Origin of the sequence: Chryseobacterium sp. Mn2064, from assembly GCF_049319685.1 — a bacterium.
Lineage (GTDB): Bacteria > Bacteroidota > Bacteroidia > Flavobacteriales > Weeksellaceae > Chryseobacterium.
Map to the genome: position 1 here is coordinate 934,547 of NZ_JBMOUE010000002.1, position 19,948 is coordinate 954,494.

At 35.9% G+C, this 19,948-nt stretch carries 21 protein-coding genes and 1 riboswitch; of the genes, 10 read left to right on the plus strand and 11 right to left on the minus strand.

Going from position 1 to position 19,948, the window contains the following annotated elements; all coding sequences use genetic code 11:
* Positions 1 to 59 precede the first annotated feature (59 nt).
* Positions 60 to 2,207, plus strand: a complete 2,148-nt coding sequence (locus ACL9RH_RS11320; protein WP_422693471.1) for an endonuclease MutS2 — start codon at positions 60 to 62, stop codon at positions 2,205 to 2,207.
* A 104-nt stretch (positions 2,208 to 2,311) separates the two neighbouring features.
* Here ACL9RH_RS11320 and ACL9RH_RS11325 read toward each other — a convergent pair whose 3' ends face one another.
* On the minus strand, positions 2,312 to 3,394 hold the full coding sequence (locus tag ACL9RH_RS11325; RefSeq protein WP_422693472.1) for a GEVED domain-containing protein: 1,083 nt from the start codon (positions 3,392 to 3,394) through the stop codon (positions 2,312 to 2,314).
* A gap of 94 nt (positions 3,395 to 3,488) precedes the next feature.
* Between ACL9RH_RS11325 and ACL9RH_RS11330 the strand changes: the two genes are divergently transcribed.
* The 4 genes from ACL9RH_RS11330 to ACL9RH_RS11345 all read left to right on the plus strand — a co-directional run bounded on the left by ACL9RH_RS11330 (position 3,489) and on the right by ACL9RH_RS11345 (position 5,967).
* Positions 3,489 to 3,764, plus strand: a complete 276-nt coding sequence (locus tag ACL9RH_RS11330; RefSeq protein ID WP_422693473.1) for a hypothetical protein — start codon at positions 3,489 to 3,491, stop codon at positions 3,762 to 3,764.
* Positions 3,761 to 4,423 carry an ATP-binding cassette domain-containing protein gene (locus ACL9RH_RS11335; RefSeq protein ID WP_422693474.1) on the plus strand — a complete coding sequence of 221 codons (663 nt, stop codon included), beginning with the start codon at positions 3,761 to 3,763 and terminating at the stop codon, positions 4,421 to 4,423. Before ACL9RH_RS11330 ends, ACL9RH_RS11335 begins: the two co-directional genes overlap by 4 nt.
* 30 nt (positions 4,424 to 4,453) lie before the next feature.
* Entirely contained in the window at positions 4,454 to 5,254 is an 801-nt protein-coding gene (locus ACL9RH_RS11340) for a hypothetical protein (RefSeq protein WP_422693475.1), read from the plus strand.
* Positions 5,255 to 5,288: 34 nt separating this feature from the next.
* Positions 5,289 to 5,468, plus strand: a riboswitch (cobalamin riboswitch).
* A 115-nt stretch (positions 5,469 to 5,583) separates the two neighbouring features.
* Entirely contained in the window at positions 5,584 to 5,967 is a 384-nt protein-coding gene (locus tag ACL9RH_RS11345; RefSeq protein ID WP_422693476.1) for an acyl-CoA thioesterase, read from the plus strand.
* A 193-nt stretch (positions 5,968 to 6,160) separates the two neighbouring features.
* Here the strand turns inward: ACL9RH_RS11345 and ACL9RH_RS11350 are convergent, their stop codons facing one another.
* Both ACL9RH_RS11350 and ACL9RH_RS11355 read right to left on the minus strand, forming a co-directional pair.
* Complete coding sequence (locus ACL9RH_RS11350) at positions 6,161 to 6,751, minus strand: HD domain-containing protein (protein WP_422693477.1); 591 nt, start codon at positions 6,749 to 6,751, stop codon at positions 6,161 to 6,163.
* Position 6,752: 1 nt separating this feature from the next.
* The gene (locus ACL9RH_RS11355) at positions 6,753 to 7,451 is read right to left on the minus strand and encodes an XAC2610-related protein (protein WP_422693478.1); all 699 of its coding nucleotides are present in this window, start codon (positions 7,449 to 7,451) and stop codon (positions 6,753 to 6,755) included.
* Positions 7,452 to 7,865: 414 nt separating this feature from the next.
* Between ACL9RH_RS11355 and ACL9RH_RS11360 the strand changes: the two genes are divergently transcribed.
* From ACL9RH_RS11360 to ACL9RH_RS11380, 5 genes are all read left to right on the plus strand, one after another.
* Positions 7,866 to 8,195: a PadR family transcriptional regulator gene (locus ACL9RH_RS11360; RefSeq protein WP_002977573.1), complete on the plus strand. Its 330-nt coding sequence runs from the start codon at positions 7,866 to 7,868 to the stop codon at positions 8,193 to 8,195.
* 11 nt (positions 8,196 to 8,206) lie between these two features.
* Positions 8,207 to 9,931: a PspC domain-containing protein gene (locus ACL9RH_RS11365; RefSeq protein ID WP_422693479.1), complete on the plus strand. Its 1,725-nt coding sequence runs from the start codon at positions 8,207 to 8,209 to the stop codon at positions 9,929 to 9,931.
* Positions 9,932 to 10,247: 316 nt separating this feature from the next.
* Positions 10,248 to 10,835, plus strand: coding sequence for a 1-acyl-sn-glycerol-3-phosphate acyltransferase (locus ACL9RH_RS11370; protein ID WP_422693480.1), 588 nt, complete (start codon positions 10,248 to 10,250; stop codon positions 10,833 to 10,835).
* A 70-nt stretch (positions 10,836 to 10,905) separates the two neighbouring features.
* Entirely contained in the window at positions 10,906 to 11,334 is a 429-nt protein-coding gene (locus ACL9RH_RS11375) for a PaaI family thioesterase (protein ID WP_422693481.1), read from the plus strand.
* Between the two features lie 215 nt (positions 11,335 to 11,549).
* Positions 11,550 to 12,518, plus strand: coding sequence for a chorismate-binding protein (locus ACL9RH_RS11380; protein ID WP_422693482.1), 969 nt, complete (start codon positions 11,550 to 11,552; stop codon positions 12,516 to 12,518).
* A gap of 183 nt (positions 12,519 to 12,701) precedes the next feature.
* On the opposite strand, the gene ACL9RH_RS11385 is transcribed toward ACL9RH_RS11380, so the two are convergent.
* From ACL9RH_RS11385 to ACL9RH_RS11420, 8 genes are all read right to left on the minus strand, one after another.
* A complete protein-coding gene (locus tag ACL9RH_RS11385; protein WP_422693483.1) occupies positions 12,702 to 12,899 on the minus strand; it encodes a hypothetical protein in 198 nt (65 codons plus the stop codon).
* Between the two features lie 5 nt (positions 12,900 to 12,904).
* Positions 12,905 to 13,507 carry a MarC family protein gene (locus ACL9RH_RS11390; protein ID WP_422693484.1) on the minus strand — a complete coding sequence of 201 codons (603 nt, stop codon included), beginning with the start codon at positions 13,505 to 13,507 and terminating at the stop codon, positions 12,905 to 12,907.
* Positions 13,508 to 13,551: 44 nt separating this feature from the next.
* Positions 13,552 to 15,291 (minus strand): BatD family protein, encoded by a 1,740-nt coding sequence (locus ACL9RH_RS11395; RefSeq protein WP_422693485.1) that lies wholly within the window; start codon positions 15,289 to 15,291, stop codon positions 13,552 to 13,554.
* The gene (locus tag ACL9RH_RS11400) at positions 15,291 to 16,031 is read right to left on the minus strand and encodes a tetratricopeptide repeat protein (RefSeq protein ID WP_422693486.1); all 741 of its coding nucleotides are present in this window, start codon (positions 16,029 to 16,031) and stop codon (positions 15,291 to 15,293) included. The genes ACL9RH_RS11395 and ACL9RH_RS11400 overlap by 1 nt, the downstream gene beginning before the upstream one ends.
* Before the next feature lie 100 nt (positions 16,032 to 16,131).
* Entirely contained in the window at positions 16,132 to 17,139 is a 1,008-nt protein-coding gene (locus ACL9RH_RS11405; protein WP_422693487.1) for a vWA domain-containing protein, read from the minus strand.
* Positions 17,139 to 18,131, minus strand: a complete 993-nt coding sequence (locus tag ACL9RH_RS11410; protein WP_422693488.1) for a VWA domain-containing protein — start codon at positions 18,129 to 18,131, stop codon at positions 17,139 to 17,141. Before ACL9RH_RS11410 ends, ACL9RH_RS11405 begins: the two co-directional genes overlap by 1 nt.
* Positions 18,124 to 19,020, minus strand: a complete 897-nt coding sequence (locus ACL9RH_RS11415) for a BatD family protein (protein WP_422693489.1) — start codon at positions 19,018 to 19,020, stop codon at positions 18,124 to 18,126. Before ACL9RH_RS11415 ends, ACL9RH_RS11410 begins: the two co-directional genes overlap by 8 nt.
* Positions 19,021 to 19,078: 58 nt before the next feature.
* Positions 19,079 to 19,942, minus strand: coding sequence for a DUF58 domain-containing protein (locus tag ACL9RH_RS11420; protein WP_422693490.1), 864 nt, complete (start codon positions 19,940 to 19,942; stop codon positions 19,079 to 19,081).
* Between the last annotated feature and the right edge of the window lie 6 nt (positions 19,943 to 19,948).

The window sequence follows — 19,948 nt, forward strand, 5'->3', positions numbered from 1 at the left end:
TAGTATTTGTAAATCGCTCAAATATACGGAATAATCAAAATTCTCACTAAATTTGCAGTGTGTATATAGATAAAGAAGATTTAGACGAATTAGAGTTTCCGCAATTGCTCGCGGAAATCTCCCCATTTGCGTATTCTCCGAAAACAAGAGAAAAAATTCTTCAACTTCGTCCAATGGATATAGACGAGGCGGAACTTTCTTTAAAAAAAACGTCAGAATATCTGTCGAGTTTTGAAAGTTCAAATGCGATTCCGTTTGATGAATATGAAGATATCGAAAGTGAGCTGAAACTGATGCTGATCGAAAATTACCGCTTAGAAAACAATGCTTTCATCAAAATCAAATCCATCACGGAACAGATCGGAAAACTGCAAAAGTTCTTTCCCTCTATGCCGGAAACCTTCCCTACTTTAATGGGTGAAGCTTCGGTACTGGAATTCAGAAAAGAGATTATTGAGAAAGTAGATAAAGTTTTCAACCGTTTTGGAGAAGTAAAAAGTGAAGCTTCTCCAGCTTTAAAGGGTTTGAGAACAGAAATCCAACTTGCCAAAAAAGCCATTCAGGAAAATTTCAACCGCGCCCTTACCACGTATGGACAGAGTGACTTTTTGGATGATATCCGGGAAACAATTATTGACGATCAGAGGGTTCTGGCTGTAAAATCAGGATTTAAAAAAAGAGTTCCGGGACGAACCTTAGGAATTTCAAAAACTGGTTCTATCACGTATATCCAGCCCGACAGCGTTGTAAAGCATTACTTCAAGCTTCGTGAAAATGAAGAGGAGGAGAAAAAAGAAATTGACAAAGTTCTTAGAAAACTGACTGCTGAACTGGCCGAGTTTCAACCTCAGCTTTGGAGGTATCAGGTCTATATTTTTGACCTTGATCTCACCAGAGCGAAAGCCAAGTTTGCAGACCAGATTAATGGTGTTCTTCCGAAAATTAACCGTCATAAGACCTTAAGGCTGAAGGATGCCTTTCACCCTTTATTATGGCTTAGAAATAAGGTAGAGAATAAGACCATTCATCCACAAACTCTTGCTTTAACGGAACATAACAGAATTATATGTATTTCCGGACCGAATGCCGGTGGAAAGTCTATTACGTTGAAAACTGTTGGTTTGTTACAGCTGATGATTCAAAGTGGTATTCTGGTCCCTGTTCATCCAAAATCTGAGATGTTTTTCTTTGAGAAGATCATGACCGATATCGGTGATAATCAATCCATTGAAAACCATTTATCCACCTATTCATCAAGATTGAAGAAAATGTCAGGAATTATCCGTGAGGCAGATTCTGACACGCTCTTACTGATTGATGAATTTGGAACAGGTTCTGATCCTGAATTGGGAGGTGCTTTGGCGGAAAGCTTCATGGAGTTTTTCTATGACAAAAAGAGTTTTGCCATTATTACCACTCACTACACCAATATAAAACTGGTTATAGAGCAGCTTCCTAATGCCCAAAATGCGGCTATGCTTTTCAATGAGGAAACGCTGGAACCCATGTACAAGCTGGAAGTAGGACAAGCAGGAAGTTCCTTTACTTTTGAAGTGGCGGAAAAGAACAAAATTCCAAGATTTATTATCCATTCTGCGAAGAAAAAAGTAGAGCATGATATTGTGAATCTGGATAAAACCATTGTAAAACTGCAACAGGAAAAGTTTGAAGTTGAAAAACTGAAATCTGATCTTGCCGAAAGAAAAGAATCTGTAGAAGATAAGCGTGATAACCTTCAGAAACTGAATGATCAGCTTCAGCAAAAGCTTTTCAATTTCCAGAAACTGTATGAAGAGGAACATCGCAAACTTCAGTTTGGAAACAAAATTGAGGCTTTCATAGACAGCTATACCAAAGGAAAATCCAGAAAGGACGTTGTGAAAGACTTTGTAAAACTTCTGGAACAGGAAAAATTCAGAAAAATTGGAGCTGACAAAGATGAATCCAAACGCCTTCAGGTGGTTAAAAGAAAGATCACTCAACAGCTGAAAAAAGAGGAAGTCATCGAAAAAATTGCAGAAACCAATGAAAAACTGGAAGAGCAACGCAAAACAGACCGTGCGATCTGGATGAAAGTAGGGCAGCGCGTTCGTATTACAGGAAGCACCAGTGTAGGAACGATTGAAAAAATCTCCAGAAACAAGGTGATTGTGAACTACGGAACTTTCAAAACGACCATTGATTCGGATGAGTTAGAAAGAATTTAACACATTGAAAAAAATCAATTAAAATTGATTCGCAAATAGGAAGAGAGTACCTTATAAGTACTCTCTTTTTTTATCATTTAGGTAACATAAATATTAGACGTCTCTTATTTTTTAATAAATTTCAAACGGGTTGTATTCTCCTTATTCTTTAACTGAATATAATAAATCCCTTTAGATAAGTGCTGCAGATTTACCTGATGGTTTGAAACTTTCCCCTCACCTACTTTCTGGCCAACTGCATTGTAAATTTCGAAATTCACAGCATCTGAGATTCCTGAAATATTTAAAACGTCTGAAGCCGGATTAGGATAAATTTCCGGCTGATGAAATTTTCCAGGCTCTTGTACTGCAAGAAGGGGATCTAAAAAATCTACTCCATAATCTTCGACTTCTCCATAGGTAAAGGTGCCACAAGCACTACCTGGCAAAGTTTGACTGGAAATGACACGCATTACAACACCACATCCGCCAATAACCGAACTGGGTAATATCGGATAGCCGGGAACAGAAAATACAGACTGAGAGGTTTGCGTAACGTTATTGGCAATCATCATTCTTTCACTGGATTCAAAAACACCGTTTCCGTTAAAATCAATCCACGCTGTTACAGTGGTTGTACCCGGAGTTCCTATCCATGTATGAGTTACAGAAATATTATTTCCCATACTTCCTACGTTCAATTTTATCCTACGGTTGGGATCGGTTCTGTAATCTGTATAATTGGACGCTCCGGAATTACTTACCATAGGATTCGAAATTCCCGTTGAGTTTACTGTAACATTTGAAATATGCAACAACCCCGAATCTGTAAATGCAGCACTGCAATAATTGAGTGAAGTATAGAAAGTAACAGAAGATGACATATCTCCAGAAGCGTTATCCATTACCTGTACCATGTAAGCTGTACAAGCTTGAAGATTGGTAAGATCAAAACTGTTGGCATTCATTACTGGTATAGAGAGCCATGAACCCGCACTAACAGGTTTAATTCTTATGGTAAAATTTGAAGAACCGGGAATAGGATCCCAGCTTACCTTTGCTGAAGTCGTGGTGATATTAGAAACCAATACATTAGTGGGAACAATAAATACATTTTTGATCATTATTGTTTCCTCAACATTTTTAGATTGATACGTAGAAATAGCTCCCAATAAAAGCAAGGAACCCAAAAGTAGTTTTTTGGTCATAATTATTAGTTTAAAAAAAATTGATAAAAAATAGCATAAATTCCTATAACAATAGTTTATTTTTATTAAATATTTTAATTATTCCATTCAAAACATGAAACAGCTTACCATCCTTTGGATTTTTTATAAAAAACTTATCATTCCCTCTGTTCTTTTTTCTTTGCTATTTTCATTGCTGTCTCCTTTTAAAGTAGAAACTTTTGGACTGAGTTTTCTTTTACTTCTTCCAATGCTTCATTATTTTATATATGAAGTAAGGCTTAAAAATGAGTATCTGTTCTACTATCATTTTGGATTTTCAAAATTGTTTCTTTGGGGATTTACTTTATCTTTCAGTCTAATCGTAAAAACTATAATGGCATTTGTATGAGCAGACTCCATATTGACAGTATTACCAAATCTTTCAATGATCAAAAAATACTGCAGGATATCTATCTAGAGTGTAAAGTTGGAAATATAGCCGGTATACTGGGAAGAAACGGTTCCGGAAAATCTACTCTTCTTAAAATTATTTCCGGCGTTCTTGGAAGTGATACCCAGTTTATAAAATGGAATGATCAGGTATTGAGAAATATCTCCGACCGAAAAAACAGAATTGCTTATCTGCCACAACATTCTTTTCTACCTAAAAGTGAAAAATTAACAAAACTGATTCATCTTTTCTGTAACCGGGAATATGCGGATCAACTTCTGCATTCTCAACTTCTTTCACCATTTCTGAATGAAAAACCCAGAAATTTGTCTTCCGGAGAACTGAGAATGATCGAAGTAATGCTTCTCACCTATTCCCAAGCTGATTTTGTATTGCTGGATGAGCCCTTTAACAGTCTTTCTCCCAAGATTATTGATGAATTAAAAGCGATCATCCGTTCACAGGCAAAAAACAAAGGATTCATTATCTCTGATCATCATTATCAGGATGTGGTAGATATCGCGGATAAAATATATCTGCTTTCTAGTGGATATTTAAAGCCCATACAAAACTTACAGGAACTCCGTCAATATAATTATCTTCCGAACAGCATTTAATTTATATATTTGAAGGATCAAAAAATTTTCATGATGACTTTCATAAACAAAGCATTTTATCTGTCCGCTTTCAGTATTTTTTCTTTAGCTTTTGTTAAAGGCCAGAATAAAGTTCCTTTTGGAGTGGTAAAAGCAGAAGAAGGATATGCCAATGTACGTGTACATAAGGATAATTACAGAAAAATCGTAGATAAGATCCGTATGCGTAAAGGAGATGTTTTTGTTTATGTAAAACCAGCTCCCGGAGAAACAGAATGGATCTGGATCAAATATCCTGAAAAGCAGGATGACGATAAACCTTTTGTACGTTATGAAACTCTTGATAAAGAAGGAATGGTAAATAAAGAGCGTATTGCTTATATTGATCAGCTTCCTGCTTATACTCCTTCCAAATCTAAAAACGGAAGGTCACTTATTTTCACAGACAATTCTGACCCGAAGATCCCAACAGCTCAAAGAAGCAAAGTCGTTATTGACGTCTACCCTTCCAACGCCGGATATCGTAAAAAGGAAAAAGATGCTGAAGGAAAACTTCTTACTATTGATAAAGTAAAACCATGGGGAATTGGCAATGATCTTCCTGAAGGGATGACGGAAATCAAATCTATCAGAGTACAGCAACCGGGAAGAGGTTCTGTCTTTGTAAGAGAAGCCATTAAAAATATGTTCCAGCCTACAATGGATTTTGAGAATGTTGGGGTAACAGCTCTTGATAATGATAACATTTTTCTTTACATGATCAATGGTACAGGAGAGAACAGATACACAACTCTTTGGACCATCAAAAAAGGAAGAGTAATCAGTCAGATTATTTATCATAATCCGGAATAAATTCATTATTTTTGCACCCGAAAAAGTGTAACGCTTATTCATCATAGAAATTGGTTTTGCCTAACCGCAAATTAAAAGGGAACCGTGTGAAAATCACGGACTGTCGCGCAACTGTAAGTAACTGTAATCTTTATCAAAGATCCACTGTGCGGGGCATGGGAAGGAGATAAAAGATGTTACAAGTCAGGAGACCTGCCTATTTCTTAAACAAAAAACTTTCGCGATCTGAAGTTTGTTGATCTGATGGATTGTTTCAGGGATTTCTAAGATTCCTGTCATTATTCTGTTGTTTTGATACAATTTCATTTCGCTTTAATTAATAATGAAATATGACGACAGAAGAAAGAATTGAAACATCCGAAACAAGAATCTTTAAAGCGGTTTTTCCTAACACAACCAACCATTATGATACTCTTTTCGGAGGTACAGCAATGCAGCTGATGGATGAAGTTGCCTTCATCACAGCTACCCGTTTTGCAAGAAAAAGAGTGGTAACGGTAAGCAGCGACAAGATCGATTTTAAAAAGCCGATTCCTGCTGGAACTATTGTAGAGCTGATCGGAAAAGTTTCTTACGTTGGAAAAACCAGTATGAAAGTTAATGTGGAAATTTTTACAGAACAAATGTATTCTTATGAAAGAGAGAAAGCAATTGTAGGAGATTTCACTTTCGTAGCTATTGACGAATTCAAAAAACCAATCCAAATACTATAAATTTGATTTTTTTGCCATAATTATTCCAGAAGTTGACAGTTTTCTCTACGGTTTCCAGAGTACAGCTTTAGATTTCCAGAATTTTTATGGCATTTGGTTTTTGATTAATTCTTTTATCAAATTGAAGAATTATTCTATATATTTTGTATAAAAAAACACTGCCCAGATACTGAGCAATGTTTATATATAATTCTTATTTCGCCACTTTTTCCGTTTCCAGACTTCTGGCCAACAATACATCAAAAGCTTCTCCCATTTCATCAGATGCTCTTTTGATTGCGTTTTCAAGCATATTTCTGATTTGTTTTTCTGTAACTCCAGCTTCTGTCCAGCTTTTTCCCGAAGTATGAGAATTTAGGATAAACGGCATAATTCTGTCGATAGAACATGCAAATATGGCATCAGTAGTTTTTTCTTCTTCAAATTCAAGCCATAAATTGAAAAAATCTGTTCGCAACGGCTCATCAAGGATTCCGAAAATCTTCTGTGCAGAAATTTTTTCCCTTTCGAATTTACCTACCATTGCTTTTTCGTCAAAAAGGAAAGTATCACCGGCTTCTATTTCTACCAGATCGTGGATTGAAAGCATTCTTATTACTCTCAACAGATCGATATTTTCTCTGTTTTTGGCATACGGATAAAGGATTTGCGCCAAAATAACAATCTGCCAGGAATGTTCTGCAGTGTTTTCTCTTCTGGAGTCGTCGGCATTATAATTTCTTCGCTGTACATTCTTCAAAGCATCTACTGCCAGAATAAAATCAATCTCTTTCTGAATCTTCATCTTACTTTTCTTTATTATATTCTTCTAATGAGTATACCTTCTTTCTGGTTACCCATTTATCTTTTATTTTTTCTTTGATGGTTACTTTTACCCGATCTTCTTCCGTTTTGTCTTCTTCTTTTACCAGAACCTTATCCAGTCCTTTATTAGGAATAACGGTATATTCTATGGTAAAAATATTGCAGCATCCCGATTTTCCGTAAGAAATGAGGCGTTTGCGTTGAGAATCTACATCAAACATATCCAAAGCATTGGAGGCTAATTCTGTAAGCTCTTTACTTTTTACAAAACTTAACTGGGTACTATTGAACACATATACATCATAAGACGCACCGTTATAGTTTCCTCTATTGCCGTTTCGTATTGCGATATCTTCGGTACCGTCAAAATTAAAATCATTGATGACAATAGGACTTTCTTCCTTCGTTAATGAATTCATTTTTCCCGATAAGAGTTTTCTGTTCTCAGCGAGATAAACAATCAAATCATCAGAAGTAAATGTCTGAACTTTGGTGTTCTTATTATCAAATAATTCTACGGTTCCTTTGCCGCCACAACGTCCATCCATGCAATCTTCTATCTGAACAACGGCACTGTAATTCTTGGAGGCATCTTTAATTTCAAACTGATATTGCGCAAAACACAGGGGGCCCAGAAGCATAAAAGCTGAAAAATGCCTATACTTATTTAAAATATTCATAGTAATAGTAAATGATTTAGGTGTTTTTTAATTGACAACAAAAATACGAATCATAATAAGGATCACAAAATGCTATGGAAGTAATTGATATTAAATCGCCGATAACGCATAATCACCTATTGAAGTATTATTTTTTTATTAAATACAATAATCTTTATGATTTTGACACCTGAAATAGAATTAAAATTTAAAAGAATGGAAGGTTTTTCATATTTCTCAAGATCCTTTAAAAATCTTAGTAAAATTTATAATACTGATTATCAAATATTTAAATAAGTTATTTTTAAAATTACACTACTTTGTATTGCATAATACCATTTTATTTACATATCTTTGTAATGTAAAATTAGAATAGGCTCAACTAGCTAGGAGCATTTTTCTAAAAATATAACTAATTAACAAAACGTATCAAAGATGAATACTGAAAATACCAAAGCGCAAATGCGAAAAGGAATTCTGGAATTCTGTATTCTAAGTCTCATCAATAATCGCGAAATGTATGTTTCTGATCTGATTGATGAACTGAAAAAAGGAAAACTGGATGTAGTGGAAGGGACCCTCTACCCTCTTCTTACAAGGCTTAAAAACGGAGAATTTCTCTCTTACCGATGGGAAGAATCTACAGGAGGACCACCCAGAAAATACTATCAGATTACAGAAAAAGGAAAACTTTTCCTGGATGAACTTCTCAACACGTGGAACGAACTGACAGCCTCAGTAAACCAAATCACCCAACAAAATTAAAAAACAAAGCTATGAACAAGACACTCTCAATAGGACTCGCAGGTTTTTCTTTTACAATAGAAGAACACGCATATATAAAGCTCAGCGATTACCTGAATGCTCTGAGAAGCTCACTGGAAGCTTCTGAAGCAGATGAGGTAATGCATGACATAGAAATAAGAATGGTGGAGATCTTCAGAGATTCTCTGGGAAAACGTGAAGTGATTAACGATACCGATGTAGAAAAGGTAATTGCACAGATCGGAAGCCCTGAGAAAATCGAAGAACAGGAAGAGGCTTATTTTTCTGAAAAAACAACAAACAGAAGCAGCAATTCCCATAACGAGTATACAGACAAAAAACAACTGTTCCGTGATCCTGAAAAGCAAAAAATTGCAGGAGTATGTGCCGGGCTGGCTCAGTATGTAGGAATGGATATCACAGGGATGAGAGCCATCTGGCTAGGGGTATTTCTGTTAGGAATTTTCACCCAGGCTATCTCTTCTTCATTAATTGGGCTTCTTTATGTTATCCTTTGGATCGTACTTCCAAAAGCGGAAACAGCAGCCGATTTTTTGAAAATGAAGGGAAAGCCTATGAACTTCGATAACCTGAAGAACGAATCTAATAAACTGGTTCAGTTTGCCAACGAATCTACTCAGAGAGTTGGAGAAATCTACACCGAAAACAAACCATACATCAACAATGCCGGGAGCGGAATCTGGAATGTATTCAAATATGTAGTAGGTGTATTATTTGTACTGGCAGCTGTAGGAAGTATTATTGGAATCTTCGTGATCTTCGGACTGTTCGGAACAGGAGCAGATTTTCCTGGAGCCAATAAAATAGAATTCTATATGGGCGAAAACGGACTTGATAAAATATTAGTAGCCATGATGGTATTAGGAAGCTTAATTCCTGCAATTATCTTCAGTTTACTAAGTATCAAAATCTTTTCCCCAAAAACAAAACTTAGAAATATAGGTTGGGTTCTAGGAGGTATCTTCCTTTTATTGATCGGACTTGGTGCTTATTTCGGAGTAAGTATGGCTAAAAAAGAGCTTAAATATCAGGGCAGCAAAGAAGATACTGAGAATGTAGCAATCAATACAACTTCTGATACTCTTTATGTAGACGTAAAGCAAGTTAATATCCCGCAAAGCTACAAAGCGTATGATGACAATCTTTATTCAGACAAACAGTATGTTTACAAAAAAGATTATGACGTTAACTTAAATGTAACAAGAAAAGCGGACGTAAAAACGCCTTACCTTATCATCAAAAAAGAAGGAGAAGGTTACAATGTTCCTCTTCAGCTTACAGTTCCAGTAGAAATTGTCAACAACAAAGTAATGTTCCCTAATTTCATCAAATATCCTTACGATCAGAGATTCAGAAGCTACAGAGTTGAGTATGAATTGGTCATTCCTCAAAAGACCGTAGTAATTCCTGTAAACAAAGACAGATTCAACCTGGATGGTGATCTTGATGGTGATGGAATGGATGATGACACTGAAACTTCAAATAGTGATAATAACGATATCAGAATTGAAAAGAATAAGATTACGGTAAACGGAGCAACCTTCGAATACAATTCAGACGATAAAGACAGTGTGATCGTAAACGGTAAAAAAGTTCCAAGTAATCAGGCAAAGAAAGTAATTGATTCTGTAGCGTCCAACATCAAGAAAATCAACAAAGATGTGGACATCAAAATCAAAGACGGAAAAAACGAAATTTCCATACAAACTAAATAATTAACTTCAGAGAGTGGTAGAAGGTGTGAATGGAAGGCAACCGTTTGAAATTCACACCCTTCTTCTCTCAGAAAAGTGAAAAAAAACATCATATTTAGTTTTCTATATGGAAAAAAAGTTTTAATTTCGTAGAGTTAAAATTTAATAACCAACCAACCAAAAAACACAGCCTTATCATGATACAATTAGCAATGGAATTCGTAATGAAAATCGTAGATTTAATTAGCGGTTTGTTTTAAGAGCGATAATATTTCAATATATTTGTAAAGTATAACCAAAGTTTGGTTATACTTTTTTGTTTTTAATCCAAGAATCTATGAAAAAGCTGATAGGCAAACTGATGTTAAAATTAATAGGCTGGAAAGTCGTTCTGCAGGGCGATGTCAACAGTCTGAACAGATGTATCCTCGTGGTTGCACCACATACCCACAATATGGAGTACATTTTAGGAAATTTCGCCTACTGGTCTCTGAATAAACCTCTGAAAATTATCATCAAAGATGCTCACACCAAAGCCTGGTACGGAAGTATTGTAAAAGGACTTGGAGGCATTGGTATAGACAGAAGCCAGAAAAATGACCTTGTTAATTTTGTAGCCAATCAATTCGCGAAAGAAGATTTCAGCCTTGTGATTACTCCGGAAGGGACAAGAAGCTGGGTTCCAAAATGGAGAAAAGGATTTTATCATATGGCATTGGCAGCAAAAGTTCCCATTGTACTGGCTGCAGGTGATTTTAAAAGAAATATCGTTTATCTGGGGTATACCATTCCTTATGAAAGAATAGCATCGGTTCCTTTTTCAGAAATTATGCAGGAAATTCAGGAGTATTATATTAAAAATGATATTGTTCCTAAAGTTCCGGAAAACTGGAATCCTAATATTATGGGAACAGGTAATGAATAGATAGAAGCTCGTGTACATTATTTAGCTTAACGATCTATTAAAAACCATTAATCAATTTATCTATTAAAAAATGAAAGGTAAGACAAAAGAAGAAATATTAGCATTTATTAATGACTGGGGTGGAGAAACGCTGGCAAAAGCAATGGAGATCAAATTTATTGATGTAGATCTCGAAAATGAAACCCTTACTGCTACCATGCCTGTTCTTCCAAGAACACACCAGCCTTTTGGTATTATGCACGGAGGAGCAAGTTGTGTACTGGCAGAAACTTTAGGTTCAAGCCTGTCTAATATTTTTATTGACGGTGAAAAATATTATGGAGTGGGAACCAATATCAACTCCAATCACCTGAGAAGTAAAAAAGACGGAATCGTAACCGCTACTGCCCGATTCATTAGAAAAGGAAAAACAATGCACGTATCTGAGATTGAAATTCGCGATGAAAAGGGAACGTTGATCAATCATACGACAATGACCAATGCTATTATTCACAAATAGAACCGAATAATTATTGATACAAAATATAAAGCTCGAATTAAAATTGAGCTTTTTTTTATCTACTTACTTCAATATGGTTGAATTTTAATCTCAAAAAACAGCTCTTTTAATTTTGACATCTTTAAGACTAATAATACCTTTGCAGAAAGGAAAATTAATGGCAGAATTTCTTATGTGATTTCCGGTCGGTAATTTTCAAAATCCATTCATAACTCATGATTTATTTCAAACTTCCTTTCGATGAAAGACTGCTGTCTGTAGATCAAAAAAACAATAAAAGTGCTGTCAATTTTCATTCATATAATGGTCTTTCGACAATCAGTTTCAACGGAGATATTTTTGAAATTGATCCTATTAAATTTAAGAACACATCGATCACCAACGAAGAGCTGACAGAGAATACAGCCAATTATACAGCAGAAAGTAAGGAAGAATATTGTAATACTCTGCAACAAGTGATTGCCGTAATCAAAGAAAATGATTTACCTAAGCTAGTTTATTCAAGAAGAAAGATTTTTACAGATTTTACGACCATCGATTATAAAGAAAGTTTTAAGAATCTTTGTGAAACGTATCCAAATGCATTCAGGTATCTGTTTAACGATGGTGAAAATGCCTGGATGGGAGCTTTTTCTGAGGTATTGGGTAAGTTTAACAAAGGTACTCATGAGTTTGAAACGATGGCCCTGGCTGGAACTCTTCCTGTTGCTGAAGAATGGTCTGAAAAAGAAATCGAAGAACAGAAGCCTGTCACAAATTATATTTACAATATCCTTAAAAACTACTCAAATCAGATAGAGCAATCGGAGACATACGATCATATTTCCGGAAATATAAAGCATTTGAGAACTGATTTTAAAACAGCAATAAAGCCCGAAGATCTTGATCGTATTATTAAAGATCTGCACCCTACTCCAGCAGTTTGCGGAATTCCGAAAGATTTTTGTAATGAGAATATCCGTAAGTATGAAAAATACCCAAGAGAGCTGTATGCAGGCTATATTACAATAGAAACTGAAGAAAGTATTCTATATTTTGTCAATCTTCGCTGTGCCAGACTTTATAAAAATGCAGTACATCTATTTGTAGGTGGTGGGATTACGGCTCAAAGCAATCCTGAAAAAGAATGGATTGAAACGGAATTAAAGTCTGAGGCTGTGTTAAAGAATCTGGTCATTTATTAGGCTTCTTTTTTGACCACAGATTTCGCGGATTTTCACAGATGATTGCGTAGATATTGTATCGCTTTTTATATGGTTTGAATGATTGTTTTACTACTCAATTAAACTTACTTTAAAATTTCATTAGACATCACAAAAAAGCCTCTTTCATTGGAAAGAGGCTATATTTATAAATCAATATTCTAATTATTTTCTGGCACCGATTCTACTCCATGTATCCATAACGAAAAGAAGAAGAAGCCCAAGCGCTGCAGCTGATGCTGAAAATACAAATCTCAAATTGTCTTCGTCGCCCAGAATATCATTCTGCCAATTGATAGCATAAAGGTTGATAGCGATGAACACGATAAATACTACTAGAAATACTTTATAAAACTTCTGCATGATACTTAAAAATTAATATAATTCTGCACCAATTGAGCAAAATTTGCGGTGAATAATTTAATTGAAATTGCCAAAAGGATAATTCCGAAAACTTTCTGAAGAATCATAAGGGTAGCATCCCCAATTTTTCGTTCTAACCACTTCGCAGATTTCAGGACCAAATATACGAAAATTGTATTAAGAATGATTCCACAAATAATATTAATATCATGGAATTCAGCTCTCAGGGATAATGCTGTAGTAAGTGTTCCGGCACCCGCAACCAGCGGAAATGCGATGGGAACGATGGATGCAGCCTTTGCTTCGGTCGTTTTATTAATTTCAATTCCTAAAATCATTTCCAAGGCTATGACAAAAATCACAAAAGCACCGGCAATAGCAAAGGAGTTCACATCTACTCCTATCAGCTTAAGAATTTTGTTTCCTACGAAAAGAAAAACAATCATAATAGCTCCGGCAGTGATGGAAGCCTTCCCAGCTTCTATCTTTCCAAATTTCTGCTGAAGACTTACAATAATAGGAACTGAGCCGATAATATCGATAACGGCAAAAAGAACCATAAAGCTGGTTACAATCTGTTTAATGGAGAAACCCTCTAAAATTTCCATCTCTTTGTAATTAAAAATTTCGCAAAAATATGAAAATAAACTGATTATTTACTAATTTGTGAATACAAATTAACAATTGTTTTCAAAAGTTCTTCCAGACCATGTTCAGATTTTATAGGAGCATATTTCTCCATCTGAATTTTTCTTTGCAAATTACCGTAGTCTTCTGCAATTGAAGAACCTCTGTGATTTTCAAGAAAAGCCTTAAACTCTGCAACAGAGCCTTGCTCATACTGGTTTCTCACTTCCTGATCCAATTCATCCAATGTGGTAAAGAACTTTTCATACTCGCTGTTATCTTTGAGATTTTCAAGATAACCGAAATAATCGTTGATATCCGTTTTCATCGATTCTCTTAGCTCTTTTTCAGTTTCAGCCACTGATCCTAAGGGTTTTGATGGTACGGTTTCTCTAATTAATTTACGTTTTTTTTGCCAAGTCTTAAATAACAGATATGTTACAAATAAGCCTAAAAGAATGGCAATATTGGTTAAAAGAATATTCCAGTGGAATTTACTTTTCTCTTTTACTTTTAATGAGGTTGTTTTTAAAACAGGTGTATTAACGGTTTCCAGTAAATTGTTGGTGTATTCATTTACCTTTTCTACTGTGGAACGGGATTCCAAGATCTGATCATGAGAGAAAGCATTCAATGCTAATGTTTTCTGGCCAAGATCTACATATTCTCTGTTTTCAGGGTTAAAAAAGGCAAACTGCTCCGTTTTGATGGATATAGCTCCGGATTTGTTCGGAATGACTACATAGTTTGCTAAAATTTCTCCTTTCATACCGGTTGTTCCCGGAGAAACATGGGAAGAAATCTTAGGAGCGAAAACCTCATAATCGGGAGATGCGGCAATTTTAGGAAGTTCCATATCCGGTAAATTACCTTCACCAGAAACTTTCACCACCACATTCATAGGTTTTTTTGCTTCCGGTTTTTCTTTAGAGGCATTATAAACATTTACGTTAAAATTCCCAACAGCATTCTTAAAACACTCAGGGGCTCCCTCCGGAAGTTTTCTTACCGTAAGTTTTACTTTATTGGAAACAATTTTATTTTTATTGGAATAAGAGCTTACAGAGGCCGATACTGCAGGAACTTCTACATAGCCTGCTTCATTAGGAAATACCATAAATACGGCAAGTACCTGAGACGGCATATTGCCATAACCTGAAGGATCTATTTCGGATTTGTTGAAATTAACAGGGTGTACATTGATATTATCCTGCTGAGGGAGACGGATATCTTTCACCTTTCTCAGATTATCCATATTTCTGGAATACACTTTCAGAACAGCAATGGTCGGCTGATCCTGATAAATATCCCTATCCTCAATTTCCATGTTCAGATATACATCATTGGAAACATTACTGGCTAAGGACCTTTTATCTACAATATCTTTAATGGTAACCTCAAAAGGTTCTGTTTTGTAAATTCTGTTATTGACCGTAACAAGTACCGAACCAATTTTGATCTTCCCTTTTTTCTTAGGTTCAAGGGCTATTCTGGAAACTTTTTGGGTAACAAGTGTATTGGTAGCGGGATCAATAACGGTATTGGTAACGGAACCGCTTCCTATGATATTAAATTTTGAAAGGTCAGGAAGCTGGAATTTAGTTTGCTGTTCAAGGTCTGTTCCGTTCAGCTCCAGCACAATGGTAAGGTTTACGATATCTTTTCCACCATATTCGGCTTTATCTGCATCCAGGGAAAGGTTTACCTGTCCATAAGTAATTACGGAAGCTAGAGTAAGCAATATGTATATCAATTTGTGCTGCATCACCAATCTTTCTCGTTGCTTTCAGGCATCGAATAAGAATTTTTGTTTAAAATTCTTCTGGCGGTTTCTTTTTCTTTTTCGTTTATTTTATCTAAGATCGCATTTTCAAGGTTCTTTGGCATCTTGCCTTCATCTTTCTGATTCTGCTGATGGTCGTTGCCCTGGTCACTTTTACCTTGGTTCTTCTGGCCATTGCCCTGATCCTGTCTTTGGTCTTTATCACCTTTTTGATCTTCGCCTTTGTTCTGATCATTTCCGCCGCCACCGTCTTTTCCTGAGTTGCTCTGTTGGTTGCTCTGCTTTTCTTTTTCCTTCAGTTTGGCAATTTCATAATTTTTTCTTGTTGCCTCGCTGTAAGGATTTTGTTTCAGGGCTTTTTTATAATAATCCGCCGCTTTTTCCGGCTGGTTCATCTGCATATAAGTATTCCCAAGATTATGAAGAGCTGCTGTTTTATCGGGAAGAGTCTGGGAAAGTTTTTCGGCTTTTTCAAACTCTGCCTTTGCATCTTCATACTTTTTACTTTTATACAAAGCATTTCCCATATTATAATGAGCTGTAAAATCTTTATCATTACTTTTTACAGCTTCCATATATTTTGAGGATGCTCCATCATAGTCTTTACCGTCAAATTTCTGATTTCCTTCATGAACTAAAGTTCGGTAGTTTTCCTGCCCAAACAAAAAGCCTGAGAATGAGAAAGAAAGAATAAACGATAAAAAAATGATTTTAGTATTCATCACTTGCAAAATTATTCCTTTATATGTTAAGAAAGAGAGTTTTATTTGTTAAAATTGGGTTAAAGTACTTGTAGAATTTCTTCTATAGAATGAAAAAAAACTACACATTGAAGTCTTTTTTAGGATTAAAAATATAAATTAAAAAGAAGAAAAGAATTGAAATTGCTAAAAAATACTGGTAATAATGTTTTGCATTCTGTGATTTCACCAGTGTTTCAGTGCCTGATGACTTTCTATTAACCGCTTCTAAAATCCTATCTGGAGCTTCATTGATATTGTTTCCGTCAATATATGTTCCGCCTGTAGATTCTGCCATTTTTTTCAAAGCTTCTGTCTGTCTTTTTGAGATTACTGTTCCTCCAGTGATATCTGTCTTATAGCCCATAAGCTGTCCGTATACATACTCCGGAACCGGTGCTCCTTCATCACTACCAACACCCACCGAAGTAATACTTATTCCTTCTCTGTTGGCAAGTCGTATGGCAGCATTATCGTTACCTTCATTATCTTCACCATCGCTCAGTAATATTACTTTCCTGGAACCTTTGCTTACATTCTTAAATTTCTCAGCTGCAGCCTGCATTCCTTTCAGAAAATCAGTTCCCTGGATCTGCATAGAATTCGTTTCAATACCGCTGATATAGGTTTCTGCGGAATTATAATCGGTAGTAAGCGGCATAATCGACGTAGCCTGCCCTGCAAATATGACAATCCCAACTTTATCGTTCTTCATTTTACGCATTGTTCCCAACATTAAGTTTTTCGCCTCAGCGAGACGACTGGGATCAATATCTTCCGCATTCATAGAATTGGAAACATCGAGCATAAAAATGACATTATTTAGTTTCTGATTGGTTTTCACTTCTTCAGAGCCATTCAAAAGGTCGATAATTGAAAAGATTAGAAAAAGGGTTCCAAGCAGATATAATGTGGGAAAAAGCTTCGTAAATCCCGAACTTTTTTCAAACAGAGTATCGTGAAACTGACTGGCTGCAAAAATTTCTCTCTTCTTCTTTCTCCATTTCAGGAAACGAATCAGAAAAGAGGCTAACAGCGGCAGAAGCAACAGTAAAAACAAATACCAATAATTACCTAAAGACCAACTCATCAGCTTAAAATTTTATAAAACACCCATCTTAACAATGCATCCAACACCAGCATTCCCAATGCAATCCAAAGGAATATTTTGAAATATTCATCATAATTATACAGTTTTGAAACCTTCACATCAGATTTTTCCAATTGATTGATCTCATCATAAATTCCTTCAAGACTGCTGTTCGAAGTTGCTCTGAAATACTTCCCTCCGGTTGTCTGTGCGATCTCCCGTAAGGTATTCTCGTCAATTGTCACTTCAGCTTCAGTGAAAATAAGCTCTCCGAAAATATCCTGTGAAGTAGGCATCAATGCATAACCATTGGTTCCTATTCCTATTGCGTATACTTTTATATTATTATTTTTAGCCAGCTCGGCTGCGATTTGTGGAGGAATGGCATTCTGAATATTGCTCACTCCATCTGTCATCAGAATCACAACTTTACTTTTGGCTTTGCTTTTAATTAAATGATTAACAGCTACGGAAAGACCTTCTCCGATAGCGGTACCCGGTTCAAGACCTTCAGAATTAAGATTCTTAATTTCATCAATCACTACCTGATGATCTGACGTAACGGGAACTTTCGTAAAAGCTTCTGCAGCATACGCGACAACTCCTATTCTATCGTTCGGTCTTTTCTGAACAAATTTTACAGCAATATCTTTCAGTGCAGTAATACGGTCCGGATTCAAATCTTTGGCCAACATACTCAACGAAACGTCTATTGAAAGCATAATATCAACACCTTTGGTATCGTCTCTGTCCTGAGAAACGGTAAAGGTTCTTGGTCTGGCCATTGCAATAATTAAGGCAGAAAGAATGATGTACTTTGATATTTTCAATACAAAAAGTACCCCTCGGATTCCACTGCTGTCGTCCATATTTTTAATAGTAGGTACTTTTACTCCTTTTGTTTTCCGTTTTCCTGCATCTTTTATAAAAAGAGGGATAAACAGAAGAAAAAGCAGTAGGAACCACGGACTATAAAACTCAAAATTAAGCATCCTTTCTCAAGTTTTCAAATTCTAGATCTTTGGATGATCTTTTCACAAAGTCTCTGATATTGGCGAAGTCTTTCTCCATTGTTTCCTGATCCGGAAATGTTTTGGCAAATTTCACCAAATCTCCTCTTAAAAAGACGTCTTCCACTATTTTTTCATTATCCTGAGAGATGGTATTATTTCTTTTCATGACTTCAATAAGGTCATCGGTAAGAAGTACATCTGCCGGAAGGTTGTATTGTCTGGAAATAAAGTTCCTGGAAATATCAATCAGTTCTACATAGAAAGAACGGAAATTGCCTCCTTCAATATATTTTTTCTTCTTAAGCGAATCCAACTCCTTCAATGTCTGATTGGTAGCCACAACCGGTGAGCTTTTTACTTTCTTTCCCCATTTCAGAATTATAATGACTGCAACAATAAGGGCTATAACGGCCAATGCTGCCAGCACGTAAAATTTATAAAGTTCCCAATAATCTGTAGGGGCAAGTTTTACCTCCTTATTTTTCATGATATCATTAATCTGATCGGCTTTTTGAGCCGTATTGATAACATCTATTTCGTAAGGAATGGTTTTAAGAACTTTATCGCCTACTTTAAATTCAAGTTCGGGAATGGTGAATTTACCTTCTTCGAAAACAGCAAATTCTATTGTTCTTTCATAAGAATTGGCATTCTGTCCGATACTGTCTTTTGTTTCTTCGAAATGAAAGGGCAGCAATTCGTTTTTCGGAGCAGAGGTTACCGGCTGTTCATGAAGGTTATCAATCTTTATAACAAGACGGTTTACTTCGCCTAGTGCAAGGGTTTTCTTTTCTACGTTGGAAGACAGCATCTGTGAAAAAGCATTCGCACAGATCAGAAAAGATAATATTAAAAGTATTTTTTTCAATGTTAAAATAATAAAGGCTTACCGCCTGATGTTTTTTATAACGGATTGAAATCCGAAGTTACTTTTTCTGAAAGTAATTATACAATAATTTTGAATAATCCGACCCGGTATTAATATTCATAAAACTGGCCGAACTGTTGGCAAAATCTTCCTCCAGAGCTCTTAATTTTTGTTTCTGGGCTTCTGCAAAGGTATATCTCCACCTTGCACTGGAAGTATTAGCCCATATTTGTTTTCCTGTTTCGGCATCATACAAAAGGGTGTAGCCTACATCAGGAATTTCGTTATCTTTTTCATCATAAATCCTCATTCCAAGCAGCTGATGCTTTTTGGAGGCCACTCTCAACATTTTGGAATCATATTCTTCTTCAAAATCTGAAAACAGAAAAACCAGTGATTTCCTTTTGAATATACCCATCATATACTCCAGAGCTTTATCTATTTTGGATTCAGCCGGAACATAATCTGCAGTCAGAATATTACTGATAATGGATAAAATGTGTTTTCTTCCTTTTTGTGGAGGGATTACCTTATATACTTTATCTGCAAACAGAATCAACCCTACTTTATCATTATTTCCAGCCGCTGAAAATCCTAAACTGGCAGCAATTTCTGCAACATATTCTCGCTTGAGCTGAACTTTTGTCCCATAATCCATGGATGCCGATATGTCTACCAGAATCATCATGGTGAGCTCTCTTTCTTCTTCCATTACTTTAACGAAAGGTTCACGGAAGCGCGCTGTTTTGTTCCAGTCGATTCTTCGGATCTCATCACCAAACTGATAGGGGCGTACTTCGGAAAAAGTCATCCCCTGCCCTTTGAAGGCACTGTGATATTGCCCCATCAAAGCAGCCTCCGTCTTTTTTCTGGTCCGGATTTCTATCTGCTTTACTTTTTTTACAATATCTTTTATCTGCATAGATGT